At 62.8% G+C, this 22,689-nt stretch carries 25 protein-coding genes and 1 pseudogene; 16 read left to right on the forward strand and 10 right to left on the reverse strand.

Annotated elements, in window-relative coordinates:
- Window positions 1-230: 230 nt before the first annotated feature.
- Genes NKJ06_RS26935 through NKJ06_RS26945 form a run of 3 tightly spaced genes read left to right on the forward strand, consistent with a single transcriptional unit; the run spans window position 231 to window position 4,013 of the window.
- The gene (locus NKJ06_RS26935) at window positions 231-1,154 is read left to right on the forward strand and encodes a carbohydrate ABC transporter permease (RefSeq protein WP_352628911.1); all 924 of its coding nucleotides are present in this window, start codon (window positions 231-233) and stop codon (window positions 1,152-1,154) included.
- A complete protein-coding gene (locus NKJ06_RS26940) occupies window positions 1,154-2,011 on the forward strand; it encodes a carbohydrate ABC transporter permease (RefSeq protein WP_352628912.1) in 858 nt (285 codons plus the stop codon). Before NKJ06_RS26935 ends, NKJ06_RS26940 begins: the two co-directional genes overlap by 1 nt.
- A gap of 22 nt (window positions 2,012-2,033) precedes the next feature.
- On the forward strand, window positions 2,034-4,013 hold the full coding sequence (locus NKJ06_RS26945) for a glycoside hydrolase family 127 protein (RefSeq protein ID WP_352811213.1): 1,980 nt from the start codon (window positions 2,034-2,036) through the stop codon (window positions 4,011-4,013).
- On the opposite strand, the gene NKJ06_RS26950 is transcribed toward NKJ06_RS26945, so the two are convergent.
- From NKJ06_RS26950 to NKJ06_RS26960, 3 genes are all read right to left on the reverse strand, one after another.
- Window positions 3,953-5,131 carry an acyltransferase family protein gene (locus NKJ06_RS26950; protein ID WP_352628916.1) on the reverse strand — a complete coding sequence of 393 codons (1,179 nt, stop codon included), beginning with the start codon at window positions 5,129-5,131 and terminating at the stop codon, window positions 3,953-3,955. The two genes, NKJ06_RS26945 and NKJ06_RS26950, sit on opposite strands and share 61 nt — an antisense overlap.
- 135 nt (window positions 5,132-5,266) lie before the next feature.
- Complete coding sequence (locus NKJ06_RS26955; protein WP_352628917.1) at window positions 5,267-5,989, reverse strand: gamma-glutamylcyclotransferase; 723 nt, start codon at window positions 5,987-5,989, stop codon at window positions 5,267-5,269.
- Between the two features lie 144 nt (window positions 5,990-6,133).
- Window positions 6,134-6,649 (reverse strand): Hsp20/alpha crystallin family protein, encoded by a 516-nt coding sequence (locus NKJ06_RS26960; protein WP_352628919.1) that lies wholly within the window; start codon window positions 6,647-6,649, stop codon window positions 6,134-6,136.
- A 449-nt stretch (window positions 6,650-7,098) separates the two neighbouring features.
- Here NKJ06_RS26960 and NKJ06_RS26965 point away from each other — a divergent pair, with 449 nt between their 5' ends.
- Window positions 7,099-7,791: a DUF2270 domain-containing protein gene (locus tag NKJ06_RS26965; RefSeq protein WP_352628921.1), complete on the forward strand. Its 693-nt coding sequence runs from the start codon at window positions 7,099-7,101 to the stop codon at window positions 7,789-7,791.
- A 74-nt stretch (window positions 7,792-7,865) separates the two neighbouring features.
- Window positions 7,866-8,258: a universal stress protein gene (locus NKJ06_RS26970; protein WP_352629009.1), complete on the forward strand. Its 393-nt coding sequence runs from the start codon at window positions 7,866-7,868 to the stop codon at window positions 8,256-8,258.
- A 32-nt stretch (window positions 8,259-8,290) separates the two neighbouring features.
- On the opposite strand, the gene NKJ06_RS26975 is transcribed toward NKJ06_RS26970, so the two are convergent.
- Window positions 8,291-8,434 carry a hypothetical protein gene (locus tag NKJ06_RS26975; RefSeq protein ID WP_352628923.1) on the reverse strand — a complete coding sequence of 48 codons (144 nt, stop codon included), beginning with the start codon at window positions 8,432-8,434 and terminating at the stop codon, window positions 8,291-8,293.
- Window positions 8,435-8,683: 249 nt separating this feature from the next.
- Here NKJ06_RS26975 and NKJ06_RS26980 point away from each other — a divergent pair, with 249 nt between their 5' ends.
- The 5 genes and pseudogenes from NKJ06_RS26980 (at window position 8,684) to NKJ06_RS27000 (ending at window position 11,906) form a co-directional block, all read left to right on the forward strand.
- On the forward strand, window positions 8,684-9,127 hold the full coding sequence (locus NKJ06_RS26980) for an SRPBCC family protein (protein WP_352628925.1): 444 nt from the start codon (window positions 8,684-8,686) through the stop codon (window positions 9,125-9,127).
- Window positions 9,128-9,216: 89 nt separating this feature from the next.
- Window positions 9,217-9,672 (forward strand): hypothetical protein, encoded by a 456-nt coding sequence (locus tag NKJ06_RS26985; RefSeq protein ID WP_352628927.1) that lies wholly within the window; start codon window positions 9,217-9,219, stop codon window positions 9,670-9,672.
- Between the two features lie 78 nt (window positions 9,673-9,750).
- A complete protein-coding gene (locus NKJ06_RS26990) occupies window positions 9,751-10,188 on the forward strand; it encodes a VOC family protein (protein ID WP_352628930.1) in 438 nt (145 codons plus the stop codon).
- 49 nt (window positions 10,189-10,237) lie between these two features.
- Window positions 10,238-11,386 (forward strand): amidohydrolase, encoded by a 1,149-nt coding sequence (locus NKJ06_RS26995; RefSeq protein ID WP_352628932.1) that lies wholly within the window; start codon window positions 10,238-10,240, stop codon window positions 11,384-11,386.
- Window positions 11,387-11,433: 47 nt separating this feature from the next.
- Window positions 11,434-11,906: pseudogene (locus tag NKJ06_RS27000) on the forward strand (VOC family protein).
- A 21-nt stretch (window positions 11,907-11,927) separates the two neighbouring features.
- Here NKJ06_RS27000 and NKJ06_RS27005 read toward each other — a convergent pair.
- The 3 genes from NKJ06_RS27005 to NKJ06_RS27015 form a co-directional block, all read right to left on the reverse strand.
- Window positions 11,928-12,929 carry an NADP-dependent oxidoreductase gene (locus tag NKJ06_RS27005; RefSeq protein WP_352628933.1) on the reverse strand — a complete coding sequence of 334 codons (1,002 nt, stop codon included), beginning with the start codon at window positions 12,927-12,929 and terminating at the stop codon, window positions 11,928-11,930.
- A gap of 60 nt (window positions 12,930-12,989) precedes the next feature.
- The gene (locus tag NKJ06_RS27010) at window positions 12,990-13,790 is read right to left on the reverse strand and encodes an alpha/beta fold hydrolase (RefSeq protein WP_352629011.1); all 801 of its coding nucleotides are present in this window, start codon (window positions 13,788-13,790) and stop codon (window positions 12,990-12,992) included.
- 152 nt (window positions 13,791-13,942) lie between these two features.
- Entirely contained in the window at window positions 13,943-14,755 is an 813-nt protein-coding gene (locus NKJ06_RS27015) for an oxidoreductase (protein WP_352628936.1), read from the reverse strand.
- A 103-nt stretch (window positions 14,756-14,858) separates the two neighbouring features.
- On the opposite strand from NKJ06_RS27015, the gene NKJ06_RS27020 reads away from it, so the two are divergent.
- Window positions 14,859-15,425 (forward strand): TetR/AcrR family transcriptional regulator, encoded by a 567-nt coding sequence (locus tag NKJ06_RS27020; RefSeq protein ID WP_352628938.1) that lies wholly within the window; start codon window positions 14,859-14,861, stop codon window positions 15,423-15,425.
- A gap of 158 nt (window positions 15,426-15,583) precedes the next feature.
- Here NKJ06_RS27020 and NKJ06_RS27025 read toward each other — a convergent pair whose 3' ends face one another.
- Window positions 15,584-15,781 (reverse strand): hypothetical protein, encoded by a 198-nt coding sequence (locus tag NKJ06_RS27025; RefSeq protein WP_352628940.1) that lies wholly within the window; start codon window positions 15,779-15,781, stop codon window positions 15,584-15,586.
- Window positions 15,782-16,127: 346 nt separating this feature from the next.
- On the reverse strand, window positions 16,128-16,322 hold the full coding sequence (locus NKJ06_RS27030) for a hypothetical protein (RefSeq protein WP_352628942.1): 195 nt from the start codon (window positions 16,320-16,322) through the stop codon (window positions 16,128-16,130).
- Between the two features lie 151 nt (window positions 16,323-16,473).
- Between NKJ06_RS27030 and NKJ06_RS27035 the strand changes: the two genes are divergently transcribed.
- From NKJ06_RS27035 to NKJ06_RS27050, 4 genes are all read left to right on the forward strand, one after another.
- Entirely contained in the window at window positions 16,474-17,478 is a 1,005-nt protein-coding gene (locus tag NKJ06_RS27035) for a sugar ABC transporter substrate-binding protein (RefSeq protein ID WP_352628944.1), read from the forward strand.
- Entirely contained in the window at window positions 17,475-18,476 is a 1,002-nt protein-coding gene (locus tag NKJ06_RS27040; protein ID WP_352628946.1) for an ABC transporter permease, read from the forward strand. The genes NKJ06_RS27035 and NKJ06_RS27040 overlap by 4 nt, the downstream gene beginning before the upstream one ends.
- Window positions 18,473-19,237 carry an ATP-binding cassette domain-containing protein gene (locus tag NKJ06_RS27045; RefSeq protein ID WP_352628948.1) on the forward strand — a complete coding sequence of 255 codons (765 nt, stop codon included), beginning with the start codon at window positions 18,473-18,475 and terminating at the stop codon, window positions 19,235-19,237. Before NKJ06_RS27040 ends, NKJ06_RS27045 begins: the two co-directional genes overlap by 4 nt.
- 69 nt (window positions 19,238-19,306) lie before the next feature.
- On the forward strand, window positions 19,307-20,392 hold the full coding sequence (locus NKJ06_RS27050; protein WP_352628950.1) for a Gfo/Idh/MocA family protein: 1,086 nt from the start codon (window positions 19,307-19,309) through the stop codon (window positions 20,390-20,392).
- A gap of 16 nt (window positions 20,393-20,408) precedes the next feature.
- Here the strand turns inward: NKJ06_RS27050 and NKJ06_RS27055 are convergent, their stop codons facing one another.
- Window positions 20,409-20,684 (reverse strand): hypothetical protein, encoded by a 276-nt coding sequence (locus NKJ06_RS27055; protein ID WP_352628952.1) that lies wholly within the window; start codon window positions 20,682-20,684, stop codon window positions 20,409-20,411.
- 145 nt (window positions 20,685-20,829) lie between these two features.
- On the opposite strand from NKJ06_RS27055, the gene NKJ06_RS27060 reads away from it, so the two are divergent.
- On the forward strand, window positions 20,830-22,689 hold a 1,860-nt coding region (locus tag NKJ06_RS27060), incomplete at its 3' end, for an amidase (protein ID WP_352811218.1).

Genomic DNA, 22,689 nt, shown 5'->3' on the forward strand with positions numbered 1-22,689 from the left:
CTCGGGCCGTGACGTCTTGCCCTGTCATTCTCCCCCCGCCTCCCCCACCCGCGGCGCCCCACCCCCCCCCGGGGGTGTGGTGGTGGGCCGCCCGGGGGGGTGGGGGTCGTCTCGGCAGTGCTCGACGTTTTCTTGATGTCGGCGCACTGCAGAGAGGACCCCACCCCCAGCCTTCGGCCGGACCCTCCCCTCAAGGGGGAGGGGGACGCAGCGCTAACGGAAGAGCAGCCATGACCGTCATCACCGCAGCAACCCCTGCCCCAACCCGCAAACGCGCCGGCGCCAGCCGCCGGCAGTGGATCGGCTTGCTCTACGTCGCGCCGGCCGTCGCGCTGGTCGTCGTCTTCTTCTTGATCCCGCTCGGCATGACGGCTTGGATGTCGCTGCACAACTGGCCGCTGATGGGCGAGCACAGCTTTATCGGCTTCGGCAACTATGTCGCCATCCTGCGCGACACCAGGTTCTGGAACGCGCTGCGCTTCACCGCCTACTACACCGTGATCGTCACCATCGCGATCTTCGTGGTGGCGTTTCCGCTGGCGCTGTTCGTCGAACGGCCACGGCCGCTGACCAATCTCTACCGGACCATGTTCTTCATGCCGGCGGTTGTCGGCTTCGCCTCGGCCAGCCTGCTTTGGTCGTGGCTCTTGAACGTCGATTCCGGCCTGTTCAGCCCGGCTGCCTACGATCTCGGCCTGATCGACAAGAAATTCAACCTGCTGGCCACCTTCCAGCCGGCCTTCTGGTCGATCATCGCCATGGTCGTCTGGAAGGTCGCCGGCTTCACCATGATCATTCTGATGGCCGGCCTGCAATCGATCCCGCAGGACCTGCAGGAGGCCGCCGTCATTGACGGCGCCGGGCCGTTCGCCAGGTTCAGGGCAATCACCTTGCCGCTGATGCGCCGCACGCTGGCGCTGGCGCTGATCCTGTCGGTCGCCGGCTCGATCCTTGCCTTCGATCAGTTCTACATCATCCTGCGCGGCGGCCCGCGCAACCAGACGCTGACGGCGGTCTACTGGATCTTCAACCAGTCCTTCGTGTCGTTCAAGCTCGGCTATGGTGCAGCACTCTCGATGGTGCTGCTCGTCGTCCTAGTGGCGCTCAGCCTCGTCCAGCTGTGGCTGCTGCGCAAGCCAGAGGGGCTCGACTGATGGCGCAGGCCGCTTCCCGCAACCGCCGGCTCCTGGCCCGTATCGGCGAGCATTCGACCGGCATCGTCGCCTCGGTGCTGTTTGCCGCGCCGATCGTCTGGGCGGTGCTGTCGGCGTTCAAGCCAGCGGCCGAAGCGCGCCTGCCGCCGCTGCCGCCCTGGCCGACGTCAGGCTTCTCGCTGGAGAACTATGCCACGCTCAACAGCTTCGGCGACGGGCTCTGGGTCTCGGCGCAAAACAGCATCTACGTCTCGGTGATGACCGTGCTGCTGTCGGTCGCCGTCAGCGTGCTGGCCGGCTACGGCTTTTCGCGGTTCCGGTTTCCGTTCAAGGACCTGTTCTTCATCCTCATCCTGTCGACGATCATGATCCCGTTCCAGTCGATCCTGACGCCGATCTTCCTGGTGCTGACCAAGCTTGGCCTGCACAACACGCTGACCGGCCTGGTCGGCGTCTATGTGACGCTGCAGCTGCCGTTCTCGATCTTCATGATGCGCAACGCCTTCGACGCGGTGCCGCGCGAGATCGAGGAAGCCGCGCGCATGGACGGTGCCGGCAATCTCACCATGCTTGTGAAGGTGATGCTGCCGCTGGTCTGGCCGGGTGTCGTCACCATCGCGCTGTTTGCCTTCCTCGGCGCCTGGAACGAATTCCTCGCAGCCCTCGTGCTGATGACCGACCAGTCCAAATTCACCCTGCCGGTGATGATGACCGCCCTGCAGTCGGGCCGCTTCGGCGCCATCGACTGGGGCGCGGTACAGGCGGGCGTCACCGTGATGATGGTGCCCTGCCTCATCCTGTTCCTGGTCCTGCAGCGCTTCTACATCCGCGGCCTGATGGCCGGGGCCATCAAATAGACAGACTGAATGGAGTGAGCACATGACCGCATCGCCATCCGCAAAAACCGGAAAACCAAAGCTCGCCTTCCGCCCGCTGCCGGTGCCGCAGGTCGACGTGCACGGCTTCTGGGGCGACCGCGCCGGCGCAGTGGCCACGCGCACCGCCGACATCCTCTACGACCGCTGCGTGGAAGCCCGCATGCTGGAGCAGATCGACCCCGACCGGCCCTCGCCCGGCGTCGTCATTCCTTTCCACTCGCCCTCGCCCGACGAAGCCGACCGCCAGGGCGCGGAATTCACCGGGTCGACGGTTACCACGCAGATGTTCTGGGATTCCGATCTTGGCAAGACGATCGAGACCGCGGCCTATTCGCTCTACCGGCGCAAGAACCCGGAACTCGAGAAAAAGATCGATGCCGTCATCGACATGTACGGCAAGCTGCAGCAGGAGGACGGCTATCTCTCGAGCTGGTACCAGCGCATCCAGCCCGGCAAGCGCTGGACCAACCTGCGCGACTGCCATGAGCTCTATTGCGCCGGCCACCTGATCGAGGGTGCGGTCGCCTATTACCAGGCGACGGGAAAACGCAAGCTGCTCGACATCATGTGCCGCTATGCCGACCATATCGCGTCGGTGCTCGGCCCCGAACCCGGTAAGAAGAAGGGCTATTGCGGCCACGAGGAGATCGAACTGGCGCTGGTCAAGCTGGCGCGGGTGACCGGCGAGCGGAAATACATGGATCTTGCCAAATATTTCATCGACCAGCGTGGCCAGCAGCCGCATTATTTCGACGAGGAGGCGCGCGCCCGCGGCGCCGACCCGAAGGCCTATCATTTCAAGACCTACGAATACAGCCAGTCGCACATTCCAGTGCGCGAGCAGGACAAGGTCGTCGGCCATGCGGTCAGGGCGATGTACCTCTATTCCGGTATGGCCGACATCGCCACCGAATATGGCGATGACAGTCTGCGGACAGCGCTCGACCTTCTGTGGGATGATCTCACCACCAAGAGCCTCTACATCACCGGTGGACTAGGCCCATCTGCGCATAATGAGGGCTTCACCAGCGACTACGATCTGCCCAACGAAAGCGCCTATGCCGAGACCTGTGCCGCGGTCGGGCTGGTGTTCTGGGCCAGCCGCATGCTCGGCATGGGGCCGAACGCGCGCTACGCCGACATGATGGAACGCGCCCTCTACAACGGCTCTATCTCGGGCCTGTCGCTCGACGGCTCGCTGTTCTTCTATGAAAACCCGCTGGAAAGCCGGGGCAAGCACAACAGGTGGAAATGGCACCGTTGCCCCTGCTGTCCGCCCAATATCGGGCGCATGGTCGCCTCGATCGGCAGCTATTTCTACAGCTTGGCCGACGATGCCTTTGCCGTGCATCTCTACGGCGACTCGACCGCCCGCTTCGACATATCAGGCGTGCCGGTGAGCCTGACGCAGGCAAGCCGCTATCCCTGGGACGGCGCCATCGAGATCACGATCGAGCCGCGGGCGCCGGTTGCGTTCACACTGCACCTGCGCATCCCGGCGTGGAGCACCGGCGCCGAGCTCAAGGTCAATGGTGAGGCGGTCAAGCTGGCGGATACCACCAGCGACGGCTACGCCGCGATCCGGCGGACATGGAAGAAGGGCGACCAGGTGCGACTCGATCTCGAAATGCCGATCGAGCGGCTCTACGCCAACCCGCAGGTGCGCCAGGATGCCGGCCGCGTCGCGCTGTCGCGCGGTCCGCTGATCTACTGCGTCGAGGCGACCGACAATGACAGCCAGCTGCATCGCCTGACACTGCCGAGGGCGGCCGGCGTCGAAGCACAGCACCGGCCGGAGCTTCTTGGCGGCGTGGTGACGCTGTCGGCCGTCGCCCGATCGGACGAAGGTGATGGCTGGCAAAGCGGGCTCTACCGGCCCGAGCCGCCGGCGACCTCCGAGACGCGCCTGACCGCCATCCCCTATTTCGCCTGGGACAACCGCGAAGCCGGCGAGATGCTGGTGTGGCTCAGGGACGGGTGAACGATGTTTGGTGTATTGGCGGTCGCAACAGCCGCGGTTCCAGGCTTGTGGTCCACATAGCGCAGGCGCAGGCGCAGGAATGGCGCTTCGATGCATGTGTAGCTGAAATGGCCGATTGGAATTGTCGCCACGAAGCAGAGCCCGGACCAGAGGCACGCAACATAGAAATTGCTGATGCTCATGACATTCGTGTCTATGAACGCAGCCAGCTGCATGATGAAGAACGGGTGCAGAAGATAGATCGAATAGCTGTAGGCCCCCGCCTTCTCCAGGATCTTGAAGGGCAGGCTTGTTCGCTTTCTCGAAAAGCTCGTGTCGTAGTAGGCGATACCGAACGAATAGGCTGCCGCTTCCAGGGTTGGCAAGATGATCCATATCCAATGGGGCGATGGATAACGTCCCAGTTGGTAAAATCCGCCGGCGGCATCGAACCACCAGAAGAACCCCGAAAATGCTATGAGAACGGCCAACGCCAACCAGTGCCGGTTCTTCGCGTGGGCACGCAGGTGGAAGGCAAGTATGCCGGCCAGAAACTGATCCACATGTCCTATGATGGTAAAGGACCCTGCCGACTGCATCTCGCCGATTTGCACATACAAGACCGACCTCAGCACAATGGCTACCGCGATGAACAGCAAGGGCGCGAACACAAACCGCCTGGATGCCATCAGTAAAAACGGCAGCAGCAGATAGAAGTGAGCTTCCACCGTTATCGACCAGCCGCCATTCGAAAGGGTGGGAAGAAGAACCCCCTCGCCAACCCCCGTGAAATACCCATCCAGGGACTGGCCGGCCAGGTACCTGCGGCAAGCCTCGATGCATATCACGACCAGCAGAAGCGGAAGCAGCCTGAGCGCCCTGTTGGCAAAGAAGGGCAGATAGTTGATCCGTTTTCCATCGAGGAGCTTGGCGAACAGGTAGCCGGAAAGCGCCATGAACAGTGAAACGCCGGTGTGCCCTTCATCCAGAAAGCTGAAGATAGGAAGAGCCGGCACGAAGCCATATGGCACTGGGCCTTCGGGAGACTCATGAAGGAAATGCCAGGTGAAGACCAGAAAGGCCGCAAGGCCCCGAATATGATCCAGCGCTGGATAATGCTCTCCGGTGGAGGATCTCATAGCTGGCCCACGCGCACCGTGTCCTGCGCCGGTGTTCAAGTCATCGTAGGGACAGAAACTATTTTCAATTCATTAAATTTCTTGCTGCCGCAGCCTCCGAAATCAGAGCTTTGCTTTCGCAAGGTGCTTTAACCTTCAAGCATCCTTAGCCTGTACGCCTCGGATCTCCTCGGCCACCAGTTCCTGCAACCGCCACAGATTGCGATCGCGGATGCCGTAGGTTTCGAGATGGCGGATCGTCTCGAACAGGTACTCGGCACCCGACCCCCAATGGCCGACCGCTGTCGCCAGCGTCGCCGCGATCGCCTGCTTGTCGAGCTTGCCGGCATAGCGCGGATTGGCGGGATCGACGACGAAGCCGAGCGCGCGGCACAGGCCGCTTTCGGTCCTGACCTGCAGCCAGCGCGGCACGTTGACGGCCGGCAGGATGGTCATCTCGCGGCGCAGCAACGCTTCGAGATTGGCCGCGATAGGTTTGGCGATCTCGAACATCATGCCCCGGCACTGGCCGCCACGGTCGAGCGCCATCATCAGGCCGGGCCGCTCGACCGTGCCGCGAAAACGCTGCACCGTAAAGCAGAACGACCGGTGCCAGCCGGTCGCTACCGCGCGTTCCCCACCCCACACCTCGCCGGTGGGTTTCCAAAGCAGCGAGCCATAGGCAAAGAGTTTCAGCGGTCCGGCTGGAGCTGTGGCCAGCACCTCGTCGCGGATGCGCGCATAGTCCGCATCGGTCATATAAACCATGCCCGGTGTCGGCCCGGCATCCTCGACCGCGCGCATGGTGTGAGCAACCAGCGCCTCGGTCAGCGCCATCGGCGCCTTGCGCGGCGGTGCGGCAGAAATCGGCTTGTTCATTCTCGCGCCTCAGGCATGGCCGCCATGTTGCCCAAGGCAACGAGATTCTCAAGATCCATGTGACCGGCGCGAATTCGGCCAATCCCCGAGGAACTCAGGTCGGTTGTCGGGCGGGCGCGAACGCACTCGCGCGGCTGATCTATTCTAGTGTTTGGTGCTCCCGCCGCCGATGGGGATGCGCTTTGTCCTGCTCTGCGCCTTCTCGGACTTCGGCAAAGTGACGAACAGCACGCCGTTGCGGAAATCGGCTGCGACCTTGTCTTCTTCGACTTCGAAGCCGATCGGAATGCGACGTTCGAAGCGGCCGTAGAACCGCTCGGAGAACTGACGTTCCTTGTCGTCGGTTTCGGCGTGTTTTTCACCGCGCAACGTCAGGACGCCGTCATCGAGCAACACCTCGATGTCCTTATCCTCCATGCCGGGTATCTCGGCCGTCACACGGATCTCCTTGTCCGTTTCGGAGATTTCCACGCTGGGCCAGCTACCGCCGGCCGAAGAGAACATGGACGGAAGCCGTGCACCGAAGCCGCGAAACATGTCGTCGACAAGGCGGTTCATCTCGCGATGCAGGCTCATGAACGGGTCCTGGTCGCGGTCGCGAAAGAGGGTCGGAGCCTGGTTGGTGTCGCGGCTCCATGGCATTAGATCACGAATGGTCATTGCATTTGCTCCTTTCTTGATCCTGGTTCGTTTACATGCTCTTTGCCATGCTCCGGGGACAATGCGCCGTCTGACCCAGACCCCATTTGCGCTTGCTGTTTTCGCTCCCTTCTGCTCCGATCCGCTCCACCTGGGAAACACCCTGGACCGGGTCTCGCGCCTTCATCGCCTCCGGCACTTGGTGTCGGGTTCGATGGTCGTAACGCCATCGGCCAACGCGGGCGCCGCCATGAAGCCGGCCCCCGCGTCGGCACCGGTATGATCGATTTGGGGTTCGTCGCGGTGGGGTCAAGACCCGACAATGCAATGTGATCGTTGAACTGCGGCGGTGACCGCCACGCCGGCGCAGCGTGGCGGTCACCAAGCGGTGGAGGCGGCCGGCCAATGCGAAATCCGGACGTCGCGGAACGAGATCAAGTCTGAGGCGTTTCAGTTGGTTGGAGGGCGTTATGAATGATGCGCCGGCAACGCCCATCGGCAGATCGCTTTCGCCAGGCGAACTGGTTACCGTGATGTCGCATTTCCACCGCGCGGAGATTGCGCGCATGGCCGGTTGGCGCGACCGCCTCGACCGTACGAGCAATTGGGCGATCACCGTTGTCGCCGCCATGCTGTCGGTGTCGCTGTCAACGGCCAGCGCCCATCACGGCGTGCTGCTTTTCGCCATGCTGCTGGTGCTCCTTCTGTTGTGGATCGAGGCGCGTCGCTACCGGTTCTTCGATGTCTATCGCGCCCGCGTGCGCCAGTTCGAGCGCCACTATTTCGCGCAGATCTTCTCGCCGCAGCCGGACTTCGCTTCCGACTGGCTGCTGATCGTTGGTGAAAGCTTGCGCGCGCCGAAATTCCTGGTCTCGCAAAGAGTGGCGCTCGCGCGGCGTTTGCGCCGCAACTACCTGCATATGATGCTGATCCTGTTCCTCGCCTGGATCCTCAAACTGTCGACGCCGAGCCTGATCGACCAAGCTGTGCCGGTCGGCTTCGTCAGCACATTGCGCGAGGCCGTCAGCGCCGCTGCCCTCGGTCCCATTCCGGGCGCGGTCATTGTCGCCGCGGTTGCGCTCCTCTACGCAGGCCTGTTGATGGCTGCCTTCCTGACGCCTGGCGACGATGGCGAACTCTCTTTCGGCGACGTTCATGTGTAGAACGAGCCGGTTGAAGAAAATCATTTTCAAACAGTGGGATAAAGCCCCGACCTGATTCAGGTTCCGAACGGGCGCTGCGCTTCCGCTCGCCGCCCGATGCCATCTCTATCCAACGCTGCCGGTTATCGCAGGCGGCACGGCAAGGCGGCAAGACCACCTCCGTCTCGCATCGGCGCGAGGAAGCCATGCTGAAGGATATTGCCGATCTGGCCGTTCGCTATGGCGTGCAAGTCGACACCGCCATCCGCACCCGCGCCACGCCTGACAAGGCGATCGCCAGGGAAGTGGCCAAGGGTGCTGCCATGGTGGTGATGGGTGTCACGCAAAGGCCGGGCGAAGAGCTGTTCTTCGGCGATACCGCGACGGCGGTGCTTGACGCCGTCACCTGCCCGGTCGTGCTGCTGGCCAGCGATCGCATCCGCTCCGCGGAGGCCAGGGCAGAGGTGGTTACCGAGATCGGCGCCTGATCTACCCTTTCACAGGAGACCGATTTTCGAGCCTAGAGGCCGAAGAACTGCTTGCCGATCATGTAGCCCAGCGCCGCCACGACCAGTGGGAACAGCGCCGGTGCGGCCTTGCTGAACACGGAGACCTTGGCGTCCTTTGGCGGCATATAGCGTGCGTTGCCGAGATTCTTGGTCATGGCTTGCCCCAGATTCGAATGGATCATTAGCAAATGCTGATTTACAGCATGGGCGCCTTAACGGCTTGCAAAGAAATTAGATCGAATAGCCGACCATTGGGCGGGGGCGCGAGGTTGAACAGCGCATGCCATGCGGGCGCCAGCCGAACAGGTTGCGAGGCGCCTTAAAAAATTCGAGAGCCGATGTCGGACTGGCCACGCCTCGTTCGTCCTTGGGGTACCGAATAGCAATCATGAAAGGATCCAGAAATGCCCGGCACCGTACGTTTGCATCGCGTTCTGACGACCAGCCCGGAAAAAGTCTATCGCGCCTTCGTTGAAGCAGACGCGCTGGCGAAGTGGCTTCCGCCGAACGGCTTCACCTGCACTGTCCATCACCTCGAGGCAAAGGTCGGCGGCACGTTCAAGATGTCCTTCCGCAATTTCACGACCGGCGACGGCCATTCCTTCGGCGGCGAGTATCTCGAACTCGTTCCGGGCGAACGCTTGCTCTACACCGACAGGTTCGACGACCCCAATCTGCCCGGCGAGATCCAGGTGAGCGTCGTCTTGAAAAAGGTGTCGGTCGGCACCGAGATCGACATCACCCAGACCGGCATTCCGGACGTCATTCCGGTCGAGGCCTGCTACCTTGGCTGGCAGGAGTCGCTCAGAAACCTGGCAAGGCTCGTTGAACCCGAGATCAATCAATAGTCTGGAGCGCAGCACCAGCGGCGACCGCGATCGAGGGTTGACCGAACGATGGTGCGCGGGAATCCTTCGCGGTCAAAGGGAGGTGTTTCATGCGATGTTTGCTGCTCATGCTGTCCACTTTGGTCCTGGCCACATCGGCGGAGGCCAAAACCCTCTATTACGGCGGCAGGGCGGGCATGGAGGTCACGATCGTCAAGACATCCGGCATCGGATCCTCCCATGCCAGGATCGTGGCCAGGCATACGAGGCAGAATGCGATCGCCTTCTGCCGCGACTATGTTGGCAAGATGACCGAGGCGTGCATTGCCAAGGAGGTGCAGACGCCCTTGCACCTTGAGATATCAGCCAACTGCAGGACCGGCAGATTCACCACCTTCTACGGCGCGAACATGCTGTTCCAGGGGCGCAATCCCGATGCGGACGCGGCGACGGATTACCTGATATCAGACACCGACGAAAACGTGGTGCTGGATGGCTCTGGCGCTTCCGGATACGACTATACGCTAGACCAGTTCAAAGCCCTGTGCCCCAACCGCCTGCGCTAACGACCGCACGATCGGTGTTGGGGCACCTCAAGCGTCCATTGTTGGTAGATTGGAACGACACCTTGGAGATTGGAGAACATGGCCCTCAAGCGGATGGACAATGTAGGGATCGTCGTCGAAGACCTCGGAGTGACGATTGATTTCTTTCGCGAACTCGGCCTCGAACTCGAAGGTCGGGCCACGATCGAAGGAGAATGGGCCGGACGTGTCACTGGACTGGGCGATCAGCATGTCGAGATTGCCATGATGCGCGCACCGGATGGCCACAGTCGGCTCGAACTCTCCCGCTTCCTCGCGCCGCCTGTCGTCGCGGATCACCGGAACGCCCCGGTCAACGCCCTGGGCTACCTCCGCGTCATGTTCACCGTGGACGACATCGACGACACGCTCGAAAGGCTCCGCACGCGCGGCGCGCAGCTCGTAGGCGAAGTAGTCCGGTATAAAGACGTGTATCGGCTCTGCTACATCCGTGGGCCTGAAGGGCTTCTCATCGGACTAGCCCAGGAACTCAGCTGAGCGCACGAAGACAAATGGCGAAGAATGAATGCAGCGGAGGCCAAAAAGCATGACCCTGACCAACCGGGACATCGTCGAATTGACCGCGTGGCGGCGCCAGTTGCACCAGCAGCCGGAAATCTCGAATGAAGAGGAGAAGACGGCAAAAGAGGTCGTCGATTTCCTCGCCGATACCGGACCGGACAAGGTGCTGACTGGATTGGGCGGCCACGGCGTCGCGGCCATATATGACAGCGGCAGGGCGGGACCGACGGTGCTGTTCCGCTCGGAACTCGATGCCTTGCCGATCGAAGAACTTTCGGGCGTACCGCATTCGTCGCGCGTGCCCGGCAAGTCGCATATGTGCGGCCATGACGGACATACCGCGATCCTGGCGTCCCTCGGCCGCCAGCTCGGGCGCGAGAGACCGGCGAGCGGCCGCGTCGTGCTGATGTTCCAGCCGGCGGAAGAAACCGGCAATGGCGCGGCCGGCGTCGTCGCCGATCCCCGCTTCGGCGAGATCGCGCCGGATTTCGCTTTCTCGCTGCACAATCTGCCCGGCGTGCCGTTCGGCGAGGTGCGGCTCAAACCCGGCGTGGTCAACTGCGCCTCACGCGGCATGCGCATCGTGCTGGAGGGCAAGACCGCGCACTCGTCGATGCCCGAGACCGGCACCTCGCCGATGCTGGCGATCAGCCAGCTGATGCCGGCCCTGCCCGCGCTCGGGCGCGGAACCTTCGCCGACGACGATTTCTCCATGGTCACCGTCACCCATGCCGCGATGGGCGAAGCCGTGTTCGGCATTGCGCCGGGCCAAGCGCAAGTCTGGGCGACGCTGCGCACCCGCCGCGACGAGCGTATGGCAGACCTGTGCGCCGCCGCCGAGACGCTGGTCGCGAAGATTGCCGGCCAGCATGGTCTTTCCGCCCGGTGGGACTATCACGAAATCTTCGTCGCCAGCGTCAATGCACCGGACGCGGTGGAGCAGCTGCAACGCGCGCTCAACGAAGAGGGCGTCGCGCACGGCGAAGAAGCCTTGCCGATGCGCGCCTCGGAAGATTTCGGCCTGTTCGGCCACAGCGCTTCGTCGGCGATGTTCTTCCTCGGTGCGGGCGAGCGCCACCCTGCGTTGCACAATCCGGACTATGATTTCCCCGACGACCTGATCCCGATCGGCTCAAGGATCTTCATGCGCACGGCACGCAATCTTCTGGGCTGACCTCTGCCAGATCAACTCTGACGCGAAAGGAACACGCAATGCCAAGCATGCCAAAGAACACGATTTGCCTCTGGTTCGACAAGGACGCCGAGGCTGCGGCTCGCTTCTACGCAGAAACCTTTCCAGACACCAAGGTGGGTGCCGTTCACAGTGCGCCGAGCGACTATCCGTCCGGCAAGAAGGGCGATGTGCTGACGGTCGAATTCACCGTCGCCGGCATTCCTTGCATCGGATTGAACGGCGGCTCCGCGTTCAAACAGAGCGAGGCCTTCTCGTTCCAGATCGCCACCGACGATCAGCAGGAAACCGACCGCTACTGGAATGCCATTGTCGGCAACGGCGGCCAGGAGAGCGTGTGCGGTTGGTGCAAGGACAAATGGGGCGTGTCCTGGCAAATCACGCCACGCACGCTGACCGAAGCGATGGCGGCCGGCGGCGAGGAAGCCAAGCGCGCATTGATGCGATGATGAACATGAAGAAGATCGACGTCGCGGCGATCGATGCGGCGCGGCGCGGCTGACGCTCTTTCGCAGCTGAGTTTCTATCTGACCTTGATGACCACCTTGCCCTTGGCGCGTCCTGTTTCGACATAGGCCAGAGCCTCATTGGTCGCTTCGAACGGAAAGACCCGATCGACAACCGGGCGGATCGCTCCGGATTCGATGAGCGACGTGATCTTGCTTAGCTGGTCGCCCTGCGCCCACATGAAAAGGAACGAGAACTTCACGTCGCGGCGTTTGGCTTTGGCCCGGATCCCGCGGCTCAGAAAGCGCAGTACCAGTCGCAGCGCGACGTTCAGTCCCTTTTTCCGGGCGAATTCGGGATCCGGCGGACCGGAGATGGAGATCAACTTCCCACCCGGTTTCAGCACATTCAACGATTTTTCAAGCGTTTTGGCGTCCTGGCTGTTCAAGACGACGTCGTAGCCCGACAGGACCTTCTCGAAGTCATCTTTCCTGTAGTCGACGACGACATCGGCGCCGAGCCCCTTGACCAGATCGACACTTGCCGCGCTGGCGGTGGTGGCAACGGTTGCGCCGAGGTGCTTTGCCAGTTGGATGGCGAATGTGCCCACGCCGCCGGAGCCAGCCTGAATGAAGACCTTCTGTCCCTTCGCCAGGTTTGCCCTTTCGATGAGTGCCTGCCAGGCGGTCAGACCGACCAGCGGGATCGAGGCCGCCTCTTCCATGCTGAGGTTCTCAGGCTTCAAGGCCACGTCGCCTTCATCCATGGCGATGTATTCGGCGAATGTCCCGATCCGGCCATCGCGCGGCCGCGCATAGACATCGTCGCCGGGTTTGAACTTGCGGACCTTCGATCCCACGCGGACAACTGTCCCGGCCACGTCATGGCCCAGGATGAAGGGCCGGCGATAGGGCAGGATAAGCTTGAACTCTCCGGTTTTGACTTTGGAATCGAGGAGGTTCACCGCCGCGGCGTGGACCTCGACCAGGACATCGCTATCCCCGAACTCCGGCTCCGGTATCTCCGCCAATCGCAGAGTGCCCTTCTTGCTATACTTGTCGACAACGAATGCCTTCATGGCAGTGACTTTCTGAAAATTTTTGATGTTCCGGAACAAACCGCCCCCGGAAGAAAGGCATCAGGCATCGAGGAAGCCCAGGGCTTTCGGAACGAAATCAGCGTGGTTCTGGAAGACGCCGCCGTGCCCGGCATCCGTGTAGATCACCAATTGTGCCCCCGGGATCCGCCGGGCGAGGTCGAAGGTATTACTGCTTGGCACCATCTTGTCCTGGTCTCCGTTTGCCACCAATGTGGGAATGCGGATAGTGCCCAGATCTTGCGGCGCCTGCCGCCCATAGGCCTTGATCGCCTTGAGCTGCGCGCTGAACGCGGTCAGAGATACTGCTTTGTCACGGTTGGTCCTGCGCTCTTTCAGCCGTTCCAAGAATGCTGTCGCGGCGCGGTGCCCATTCAGCGTCGTTGTGAAAAAGAGATAGTATTTCGGATCCCGAAAAGTCAGTGCGCCCTTGATCATGTCCCTGATCGTCAACGGCGTCACCTTGTCGATGCCTTCGCCACCGGCCGGCCCGGTTCCGGCCAGGATGAGTTTACGCACAAGCCCGGGCTCGGTCAGCACAATCTCCTGCGCCACGAAGCCGCCAAGTGAAAAGCCGAAGAGATCGACTTCTTCGAACCCCAACGCCCGGATGAAGGCGACCGCATCCCGCGCCATCTCGGCAATGCTTGACGGCGTTTTGCCGCCCGAAGCGCCGATGCCTCTGTTGTCGAAGGCAATCACCGGACGGTTCGCGGCGAGGCCATCGACGATGCGTGGATCGAAATTGTCCAGTTGAGCAGCGAGATGGTTGAGCAGGATCACCGGTACGCCGGTCCTGGGGCCGAGCTCCCGGTAGACGAACGCCGTGCCGCCGACATCCACCGAACGCGTCGGCGTGTCCTGGAACGACGCCGGTGAGCGGGGCGACTGATTGAACCTATGCGTCGTGCCTGGCACCTCCGTCTTGTGGGGACTGGCCAATTGTGTCGTCGTTGCTAGGCGCATGTGCGTGATATCCTCTATCTGACTGTTCTTCAGACCGGCAGGCGGAACTGCTTGCGCAGGCTCTTGTCGAATATCCCCGCGGGGGCAAAGCGGCGCAGGAGGCTGACCTGGCGCGCGGCCTTGCCGGCGGTATAGCGCCGTCGCGGATTGGCATCGGTCGCCGCCTTGACGACCACCTGGGCCACCACTTCCGGTCGATCGGCTACAGGCATCACATCGCGAAGGAGCGCTTCGAGCCCGGCTCGCGCTCGATCGTATTCCTTCAACAGCGAATCCGGCTCGATTCCGTTCTGGTCGAAGACGGTACGCACGTATGCAGGTTCGATGATCGAGACGCGGATATTGAAGGCACGAACCTCGTGGTCGAGCGATTCCGAATAGCCCTCGAGCGCGTGCTTGACCGCCGAATAATACGCTGAATACGGGGCCGGCACGAGGCCCAGCACCGAGCCGATGTTGATGATGCGTCCCTCGCCGCGCCGCCGCATCGACGGCAATACCGCATTGGTCATGCGGATGACGCCGAACAGATTGACGTCGAACAGGGCCTGCACCTGTGCCACGGAGGATTCCTCGGCGCCTCCAAGCAGACCGACGCCGGCATTGTTGACCAGGAAGTCGATCCGGCCGGTCTGCGCGAGCACCGTTGAGACGAGTGCGGCGACGGCCTCACCGTCGGTCACGTCGCAAATCAGCATGGTTACCCCGTCCGGGCCGTTGGCCTTGCGGCGGCTCGTTCCGAAGACAGTGAACCCTGCCCGCACCAGCGCCTCGGCACTGGCGCGGCCAATGCCCGAGGAGGCTCCGGTAACGATCGCGGTTTTTCCGGAATTCATATTCATTTCGTGCTCCAAACTCATGGGGGCTAGCTTTTTTGCGCCCGTTGAATTACACTCATAATATCAGATTATGCTCATAATGCAATAGCAGAAAGGAATGGCAGCCATGCGTTACGAAAAGGGCCGGAAAGACGCGTCACGCAGCCGGATCATGGAGGTCGCCGCCGACCGCTTTCGCGGCGACGGCATAGCCGCGTCCGGACTTGCGACCATCATGAGCGCCGCCGGGCTGACGAACGGCGCGTTTTATCCCCACTTTCAATCCAAGGCGGAGCTTGTCCGCGAAAGCATCGCGGCGGCCATGGAGCTTCAGGCGCAGCAGCTGGCGGAAGCATTGGCCTCGGGTGGTCCGGAGATGGCCATAGAGGCGTATCTGTCGGCCGAGCATCGGGACAACCCGGGAAAGGGCTGCGCGTCAGCCGCGCTGCTGCCGGAACTCGCGCGTCAGCCACTTGAAACGCGCGAAGTCTATACCGACCGCTTGCTGGCTTTGGCGCACCAGTTGGCCGAGGCATTTCCGCAGGCCAAGGACCCGGAAGGCGTGGCGCTTGCTGTCTTTGCGACGCTCATCGGTGCGCTTCAAATGGCCCGCGCTATGAAAGGAACGGAATTGTCCGATCGCATCCTCGCGGCAGGCAAAGAGGCGGCGCGGACGCTGATCGAGCAGGGTTAAAGCGGCGAGCCATCTGTCACATTGGGCAAGAATTACGGCGACAGTGCACCATTTTCTTCCTTCTCGCCGCCCGCCTTGTTTTGACGGCTTTTCCCACTTGCTCGACGCAATGCGATCCAGAAATTCGCGGATGCCAAAAGGCACGACAGGTCGGCCGGCTAGATATCGAGAGCGACCATCATGCCGCGGACTTCGGCCATTTCCAGCAACAGGTCTTGCAGTCTTTCGTCCAGCGCGGCATCGGTCAGCGTCAGAAGCTCTGCAATGCTCTCGCTCATCGATATGACGGCGGCACCTGTCTTCTCGGCGAGCAGCCGTCCGATGGCCGCTCGGATCAGGTCGTCCTGATCAGACATTGTTTCACCTCCCAACACCTACAACCTCCCCTTGTTCCCCATGCCTCACCGTCGCTTTGGACGACAGAGCGCCATTTCCCTTACGGTATGATTTTTTGATGCGATCTCGGTTGGCTTTGCTCACGCCAGCAGGTCATCTGAAAGCGGCCGATCGTCTTCGTCGGTCCGCCAGTCGTTCAGCACCGACAATGACGGCAGCAGCGAGAAACCACCGAGATTCGACCGTTACTGGCAATTCCGTGAATGTGTCGAAAATCGAGAATGTGCCTGTTGGCTCTTCCAGGATTTCGAAACGCTCCATCCCAAACCTTCCCCTGCACAAAAGTAGCGACCAATGCCGATACCTCTAAAAGGTTCCGTCCGCGATATCTTTTTCGCGTCTTGGTTGTAGCGAATGCGGCAAGCCGGTCACGCCGCAGGGCTGCATCGCCAAAATCATTACGCACCATTTTAAATCTTGACGCGTGTCAATTTTTTCTGAAACATGCGGCAATGCTGGTATGGCATCGGCCGGCGCTCTGGGAGGAGCAATGCCTGACATCAAAAAGCGCCCGAACCGGGGCTGCGACCCGCACATCGCAGGGCGAGCAGCAACCTGTGGGCGGATCGTCGCGCCAAGCGTCGGGGCCGCTTACCCGCCGTCGGGCATTGCAGTGATGCAGCACATCGAACAATCAGGAGGAGGAAAAACCATGCGTGTGTTCAATTGCCTCAAACTCGGCACGAGCCTGCTTGGTGCAGGCATGCTTGCAACGGTCGTCTCAGCGCCCGCTCGCGCCGAGGACACGGCGAAAGTCGCGGCCATCGTCAAAGGCCTCGACAACCCGTTCTTCCAGACCATGCAGAAGGGCATCGAGGAGCAGGCCAAGGCGAATGGCGTCAATGTCACCGTCCAGGCCGCCGCCAATATGGGTGACGCCACCGGCCAGGCCGACCGCCTGACCGCCCTGGCCATGCAGGACTTCGATTGTTATCTGGTCAACCCGATCAGCGTTTCCAACCTCGTCCAGGCGCTGGTGCCGGTCGCGCAAAAGAAAAAGCCGATCGTCAACATCGACAGCACCATCGATCCCGAGCAGGCCAAGGCCGCGGGCTTTGCGGTCTCGACCTATATCGGCACCGACAATGTCGCCGCCGGCGCGCTGGCTGGCGAGGAAATGCTGAAGCTGGTGCCGAAGGGTGCCAAGGTCGCGCTGGTCGCCGGCATCGTCGGCGATGTCGGCTCCAACGCCCGCATCAAGGGTTTCAAGCAGGCCGTCGAAGGCAAGCTCGAAGTCGTGGTGATGGTCAGCGCCGACTGGGATCGCGAGAAGGCGCTAACCGCCGCCACCGACATCCTCGCAGCACACCCCAATCTCGCCGGGTTCTTCGCCGCCAACGACATCATGGCGCTGGGCGTCGAGCGCGCCGTGCAGACCTCGGGCAAGGACGTCAAGGTGATCGGCCTCGACGGCATCGTCGACGCGCTGAAATCGATCGCCGCCGGCGAACTCTCCGCCACCGTCGCGCAATACCCCTATGTCGTCGGGGCCATGGGCGTCGAAGCCTGTGCGGTAGCGGCCAAGGGCAAGGAACTGCCCGCCAACGTGCCCGCACCGGTGCTGTTGATCAACAAGGACAACGCCGAAGCGTCGCTGACGAACTTTCCGCGCCCCGGCGGCGACTATCCCGATCCCTTCCGCGAGATGTTGAAGTGAGCACACCTGCAGACAACGCACCCGCCGCCCATTCGGCGGGTGCGGAGGAGAGCCGTCCCTCCCTGGCGGCTCTCCTCCTCGATCCCTCCTTCTGGGCCGACTGGGCATCCGTCGTCGGCCTGATCGGCCTCGTCATCGTCTTCGGTCTCGCCCAGCCGGTCTTTCTCAGCGTCGCCAATCTGCAGGCGCTGCTGCTGGCGGCGGCGATCCTGGTCGTGCTGTCGATCGGCCAGACCTTCGTCGTCGCCACCTCGGGCATCGACCTGTCGCTGGCCGCTGCCGTCATGCTCGGCGCCATCATCCTCGGTCTCGTAAACGCCGGCGGCTATGGCATCTTCATCGCCTGCGTGCTTGCGGTTCTCGCCACCAGCGCCGTCGGCTTCCTCAACGGCCTGATCATCACCGCAGGCAAGATCCCGGACTTCGTGGTGACGCTCGGCACGCTGTCAGCCATCACCGGCCTCGGCCTCATACTGTCGGGCGGCGAACCGACCATGGTCGGCTCGACCTTCCTGCTCAGGCTCGCCTCCGGTTCGTTCGGACCGTTCGGCTATCCGGTCTGGGTGGCGATCGCAGCCGTCATCGTCGCGCATATCGCGCTCTACCACACACGCTTCGGGGTGCACCTGCTGGCGACCGGCGGTCAGACCGAAAGTGCCGGCGCGCTCGGCATCCGCACCGATCGGGTCAAGGTCGCCGCCTACACGATTTCCGGCTTCTGCGCCGGCATCGCGGCCATTCTTCTGGTCGCCCGCATCGGCTCGGCCGAACCGCTGATCAACACCAGCCTGCTGCTGAATTCGGTGGCGGCGGTGGTGCTGGGCGGCGTCAGCCTGTTCGGCGGCCGTGCCAGCATTCTGGGCCCCGCGATCGGCGCGCTGATGCTGACCGCGCTGGTCAATGGCCTCACCCTGCTCAACGTGTCGGCCTTCTACCAACCGCTTGCCGTGGGCGCCATCGTGGTGCTGGCGGCGCTGATCATGCGGTATCAGAAATGAGCGCACCCCATCACATCCTCGCCACTGAGGCGATCATCGCCTGCGAAGGGCTGAGCAAGCATTTCGGCGGCATCCGCGCCTTCACCGACGTCGCCTTCCAGGCCCGTCGTGGCGAGGTCACCGCCGTCATCGGCGACAATGGCGCCGGCAAGTCGACGCTGATCCGCAGCCTGGTCGGCGTGCATCAGCCGGACGCCGGCAATCTGTTCTTCGACGGAAGGGCGCGGCCCTTTGCCAACCCCGACGAGGCGCGCAAGGCTGGCATCGAGACCGTGCATCAGAACCTGGCGCTGATCGACGAACTGACGGTCGCCCAGAACCTGTTCCTCAACCGCGAGATCGTGCGGCGCATCGGCCCCTTCGCGTTCCTCGACCGCAAGGCGATGAAGCGCGAGGCCCGCTCCATGCTGTCGCGCCTGTCGATCAATGTGCCGTCGATCAACCAGCGGGTGCGGCGCCTGTCGGGCGGCCAGCGGCAGGCGATCTCGATCTGCCGCGCCGTCGGCTCCGGCGCCAGGCTGGTGGTGATGGACGAACCGACGGCAGCCCTCGGCGTACAGGAGACGGCCAATGTCGAGGCGCTGATCCGGCGCCTGCGCGAACAATCGGTCAGCGTCATCCTAGTCAGCCACAATTTCGATCAGGTCCGCCGCCTGTCCGACCAGATCTGGGTGATGCGGGCGGGAAAGATGGCGGCAACCGTGCGGGCTTCCGAAACCACCGGCAACGAGCTCGTCGCGCTGGTCACCGGCGCGGCATAGCCGTCCAGCCGAGAAACAAAGGCTAGCCGTCCTGGCCAGCCCAGACTTGAAATCAAAGGGAGTTTGCGAGTGGCACCAATTCGTGTCGGGCTTGTCGGTCTTGGAGAGGTCGCGCAGTCGATCCATCTGCCGGTGCTGAGCGATCAGCGCGACCGCTGGGTGATCGCGGGCGTGTACGATGTTTCGCCCAGCCTGGTGTCACTCATCGCGTCCGAATATGCGACGGCGAAAGCCTTCGAGACGGCCGAGGCGCTGATCGCTTCGCCCGACATCGACGCGGTGTTTGTGCTGTCATCCGACGACACTCATAGCCGCTTCGTTCGGGCGGCGATGAAGGCCAACAAGCACATCCTGCTGGAGAAACCCGCTTGCCTGACGGTGCGCGAGATCGACGATCTGCTGGCGTTGATGCCGGGCTACGATAAAACCCTCTTCGTCGGCTACATGCGCCGCTACGCGCCTGCCTATCTGGCGGCCAGGGACGAACTGCCCGCCTTCGCCGACATCACCCATGTCCGCATCTTCGACCTGATCTCGGAAGGCCGGCACTTTCTCAAGAAGAGCCAGAAAATCCTTTATCCCCAGGACATCGATCCTGCCCTGCTGGCGCGTGGCGCAAGCGAACGCGAAGCGCTGATCCGCGAAGTGGTGGGCGCCGATGCGCCGGCCGACCTGGTGCGCGCCTATCGCGGGCTGACCGCGCTCTCCTCGCACCACATTTCGGCGATGCGCGGGCTGATCGGCGAGCCGGCGCGCGTGCTGGCCGCCCACCACACCAATGGCGGCGCCAACACCAGCGTCACCTTCGACTACGGCCATTTCGCTTGCCTGTATGACGCGGTGGTCGACGATCTCGGCCTATTCGACGCCATGATCGAGGTGCGCTCCAACACCCGACGCGTGCGCATCATCTACGACACGCCCTATATCCGCAGCCTGCCGACCCGGCTGGAGGTCACCGATGCCGGTCCGCTCGGCCCAGTGACGAAAACCTTCGGGCCGCTCTACGGCGATGCTTTCTCAAATGAACTCGAGAGCCTCCACCGCCACATCACCGAAGGCACGAAGCCGCTGACCGACCTCGCCGATTCACGCCGGGACCTGGCACTGATGGCCGACATCATCGAGCGGATGAAAGAGAGCGGCGGGCGTTGAGGCGTAGCCTACTGCCTTACTTCCCGCAGTGATGATCGTTGATCTTGTTCAACGCATTCGCATCGGGTCCGACGCGATGGTAGGAACAGGCGCCAGCCGCCGTCGTGAACAGCTGCTGATCGTAGTAACGCGGGCCGCCGAACAGGATGTCGATGAGATCGCCTTCGGCGGGAACGTAGCGTTCGGAGTGGGCTCGGCGGTCGTAATGCCGGTCACTGGCGAAGGCCGGGGCACAGAGGCTTGAGCCCGTTGCCACAGCGAGAGCTAGGATAGCAACGCATTTCGTGGTCATCGGCAGCACCCTCCTGGCCATTTCGGAATCGCACCATACACCCAACATCGCCAGCCGGACAAAAGTTCCAACAAAGATCGCGATAGGCTCTTGCCGAAGTCTGCTGCCTCGCTCATCCATGGCGCGTGGAAATGTGGGACCAGTGATGATGAATGCCAGCCTTCATCTCGTCGAAGCGACGATCGGCCAATTGCGCCGCGCGCTCGATGACGGCACTGTCACCAGCGTCGAACTGGTCGGTGCGTATCTCAGGCGCATCGCGCATTTCGACCGCCACGGCATAGCTCTCAACGCCGTTCCGGTGCTCAATCCAGCGATGTTCGAGGAGGCGGCCGCCTCCGACCAGCGGCGCCGCAACGGCGCCATGCTCGGGCCGCTCGACGGCATCCCCTACACTGCCAAAGACAGCTACAAAGTATCCGGCCTGACGGTGGCCGCCGGCTCGCCAGCCTTCGAGCATCTCATTGCCAATGAGGATGCCTTCACCATCGCCCGGCTGCGCGCCGGCGGCGCCGTGCTGATCGGCCTGACCAACATGCCGCCGATGGCCAATGGCGGCATGCAACGCGGCGTCTACGGCCGCTCTGAAAGCCCCTATAACGCAAACTTCCTCACCGCGGCCTTCGCGTCGGGCTCATCCAACGGATCCGGCACGGCGACGGCGGCCAGCTTCTGCGCCTTCGGGCTTGGCGAGGAAACCTGGTCGTCCGGCCGCGCGCCGGCGACCAACAACGCGCTGGTCGCCTACACACCATCACGCGGCATCATTTCGGTGCGCGGCAACTGGCCGCTGGTGCCAACCATGGATGTCGTGGTGCCGCACACGCGTAGCGTGCCCGACATGCTCGAACTGCTCGACGTGATTGTCGCCAACGATCCTGAGACGGTAGGCGATTTCTGGCGCGCGCAGCCCTGGGTCACCCTGCCGAAAAGTTCCGACGTGCGGCCGCCACGCTATACCGATCTCGCACTGGCGGGATCGTTGAAAGGCATCCGGCTCGGCGTGCCCGGAATGTATATCGGCCGCGACAGCGACGCCGATGCGCCGATCGAAACCCGCGCCTCGGTGCTTACCCTCTGGGAACAGGCGGCGGCCGATCTGAAGCGGCTTGGCGCCGAAGTGGTGGAGGTCGATTTTCCCGTCGTTTCCAACTACGAGCGCGACCGCCCCGGCGCGCGCACCATGGTCGAGCGCGGGCTGGTACCAGAAGAGTTCGCCGACCGCGAACTCTGGGATCTCTGCATCTGGGGCTGGGACGACTTTTTGCGCGCCAACGCCGACCCCGCCCTGCCTAATCTCGCCTTGGTCGACGGTCCAAAAATCTTCCCGCAGCCGCCGGGCACACTGCCCGACCGCTACGAAGGCGGCTTTGACCTGGCCGAGTATGTCGAGCGGGCGCGAGCCGGCATCACGCCCGTGTTGGATATTCCAACGCTCGAAGAGGGCCTGAAGGGACTGGAAGCGATACGGCGGATCGATTTCGAAGACTGGTTGGACGCTCAGGGCATCGACGCCGTGGTGTTGCCCGCCGCGGCCGATATCGGACCGGCCGATGCCGATGTCGACGAGGCATCCGCCGCGCTCGCCTGGCGCAACGGCACCTGGGTCGCCAACGGCAATCTGGTCTGGCGCCATTTCGGCATCCCGACCGTCACCGTGCCGATGGGCACCATGGCCGACATCGGCATGCCGGCCGGCCTGACCTTCGCCGGCAAGGCTTACGACGACGAAAGGCTGCTGCGCATGGCTGGCGACTACGAACTCTCCAGTCGGCGCCGGACCCGCCCGCCGCGCACGCCCGAGCTGCCCGACGAAGTCTTTTCGAGCCGCCCTGCCCGAGCCGGCGACGGCAAGGCGTCGCCGTTTGCCATAAAACTCGCCGCCGAGACGCGGCCTACCGGCGAGCAGCACGAGATCGTCATTGCGCTTGACCTGCCCAGTGAAGCCGCCGAGACGGCCAGCGTCAAAGTGCACGTCAACGGCGAGGCGGTCGCACTGCAGCGC

Origin of the sequence: Mesorhizobium sp. M0293, from assembly GCF_040321735.1 — a bacterium.
Classification (GTDB): domain Bacteria; phylum Pseudomonadota; class Alphaproteobacteria; order Rhizobiales; family Rhizobiaceae; genus Mesorhizobium.

Bases quoted from the DNA above. Each gene is read 5' to 3' on its own strand.
- NKJ06_RS27025 (WP_352628940.1), bottom strand. From the start codon at position 15,781: ATGTCTGATCAGGACGACCTGATCCGAGCGGCCATCGGACGGCTGCTC.
- NKJ06_RS27005 (WP_352628933.1), bottom strand. From the start codon at position 12,929: ATGAAGGCATTCGTTGTCGACAAGTATAGCAAGAAGGGCACTCTGCGA.
- NKJ06_RS27035 (WP_352628944.1), top strand. From the start codon at position 16,474: ATGCGTGTGTTCAATTGCCTCAAACTCGGCACGAGCCTGCTTGGTGCA.
- NKJ06_RS27045 (WP_352628948.1), top strand. From the start codon at position 18,473: ATGAGCGCACCCCATCACATCCTCGCCACTGAGGCGATCATCGCCTGC.
- NKJ06_RS26945 (WP_352811213.1), top strand. From the start codon at position 2,034: ATGACCGCATCGCCATCCGCAAAAACCGGAAAACCAAAGCTCGCCTTC.
- NKJ06_RS26985 (WP_352628927.1), top strand. From the start codon at position 9,217: ATGCGATGTTTGCTGCTCATGCTGTCCACTTTGGTCCTGGCCACATCG.
- NKJ06_RS26980 (WP_352628925.1), top strand. From the start codon at position 8,684: ATGCCCGGCACCGTACGTTTGCATCGCGTTCTGACGACCAGCCCGGAA.
- NKJ06_RS27020 (WP_352628938.1), top strand. From the start codon at position 14,859: ATGCGTTACGAAAAGGGCCGGAAAGACGCGTCACGCAGCCGGATCATG.
- NKJ06_RS27015 (WP_352628936.1), bottom strand. From the start codon at position 14,755: ATGAATATGAATTCCGGAAAAACCGCGATCGTTACCGGAGCCTCCTCG.
- NKJ06_RS26940 (WP_352628912.1), top strand. From the start codon at position 1,154: ATGGCGCAGGCCGCTTCCCGCAACCGCCGGCTCCTGGCCCGTATCGGC.
- NKJ06_RS26975 (WP_352628923.1), bottom strand. From the start codon at position 8,434: ATGACCAAGAATCTCGGCAACGCACGCTATATGCCGCCAAAGGACGCC.
- NKJ06_RS26950 (WP_352628916.1), bottom strand. From the start codon at position 5,131: ATGAGATCCTCCACCGGAGAGCATTATCCAGCGCTGGATCATATTCGG.
- NKJ06_RS26995 (WP_352628932.1), top strand. From the start codon at position 10,238: ATGACCCTGACCAACCGGGACATCGTCGAATTGACCGCGTGGCGGCGC.
- NKJ06_RS27055 (WP_352628952.1), bottom strand. From the start codon at position 20,684: ATGACCACGAAATGCGTTGCTATCCTAGCTCTCGCTGTGGCAACGGGC.
- NKJ06_RS26990 (WP_352628930.1), top strand. From the start codon at position 9,751: ATGGCCCTCAAGCGGATGGACAATGTAGGGATCGTCGTCGAAGACCTC.
- NKJ06_RS27030 (WP_352628942.1), bottom strand. From the start codon at position 16,322: ATGTCAGGCATTGCTCCTCCCAGAGCGCCGGCCGATGCCATACCAGCA.
- NKJ06_RS26965 (WP_352628921.1), top strand. From the start codon at position 7,099: ATGAATGATGCGCCGGCAACGCCCATCGGCAGATCGCTTTCGCCAGGC.
- NKJ06_RS26935 (WP_352628911.1), top strand. From the start codon at position 231: ATGACCGTCATCACCGCAGCAACCCCTGCCCCAACCCGCAAACGCGCC.
- NKJ06_RS26955 (WP_352628917.1), bottom strand. From the start codon at position 5,989: ATGAACAAGCCGATTTCTGCCGCACCGCCGCGCAAGGCGCCGATGGCG.
- NKJ06_RS26960 (WP_352628919.1), bottom strand. From the start codon at position 6,649: ATGACCATTCGTGATCTAATGCCATGGAGCCGCGACACCAACCAGGCT.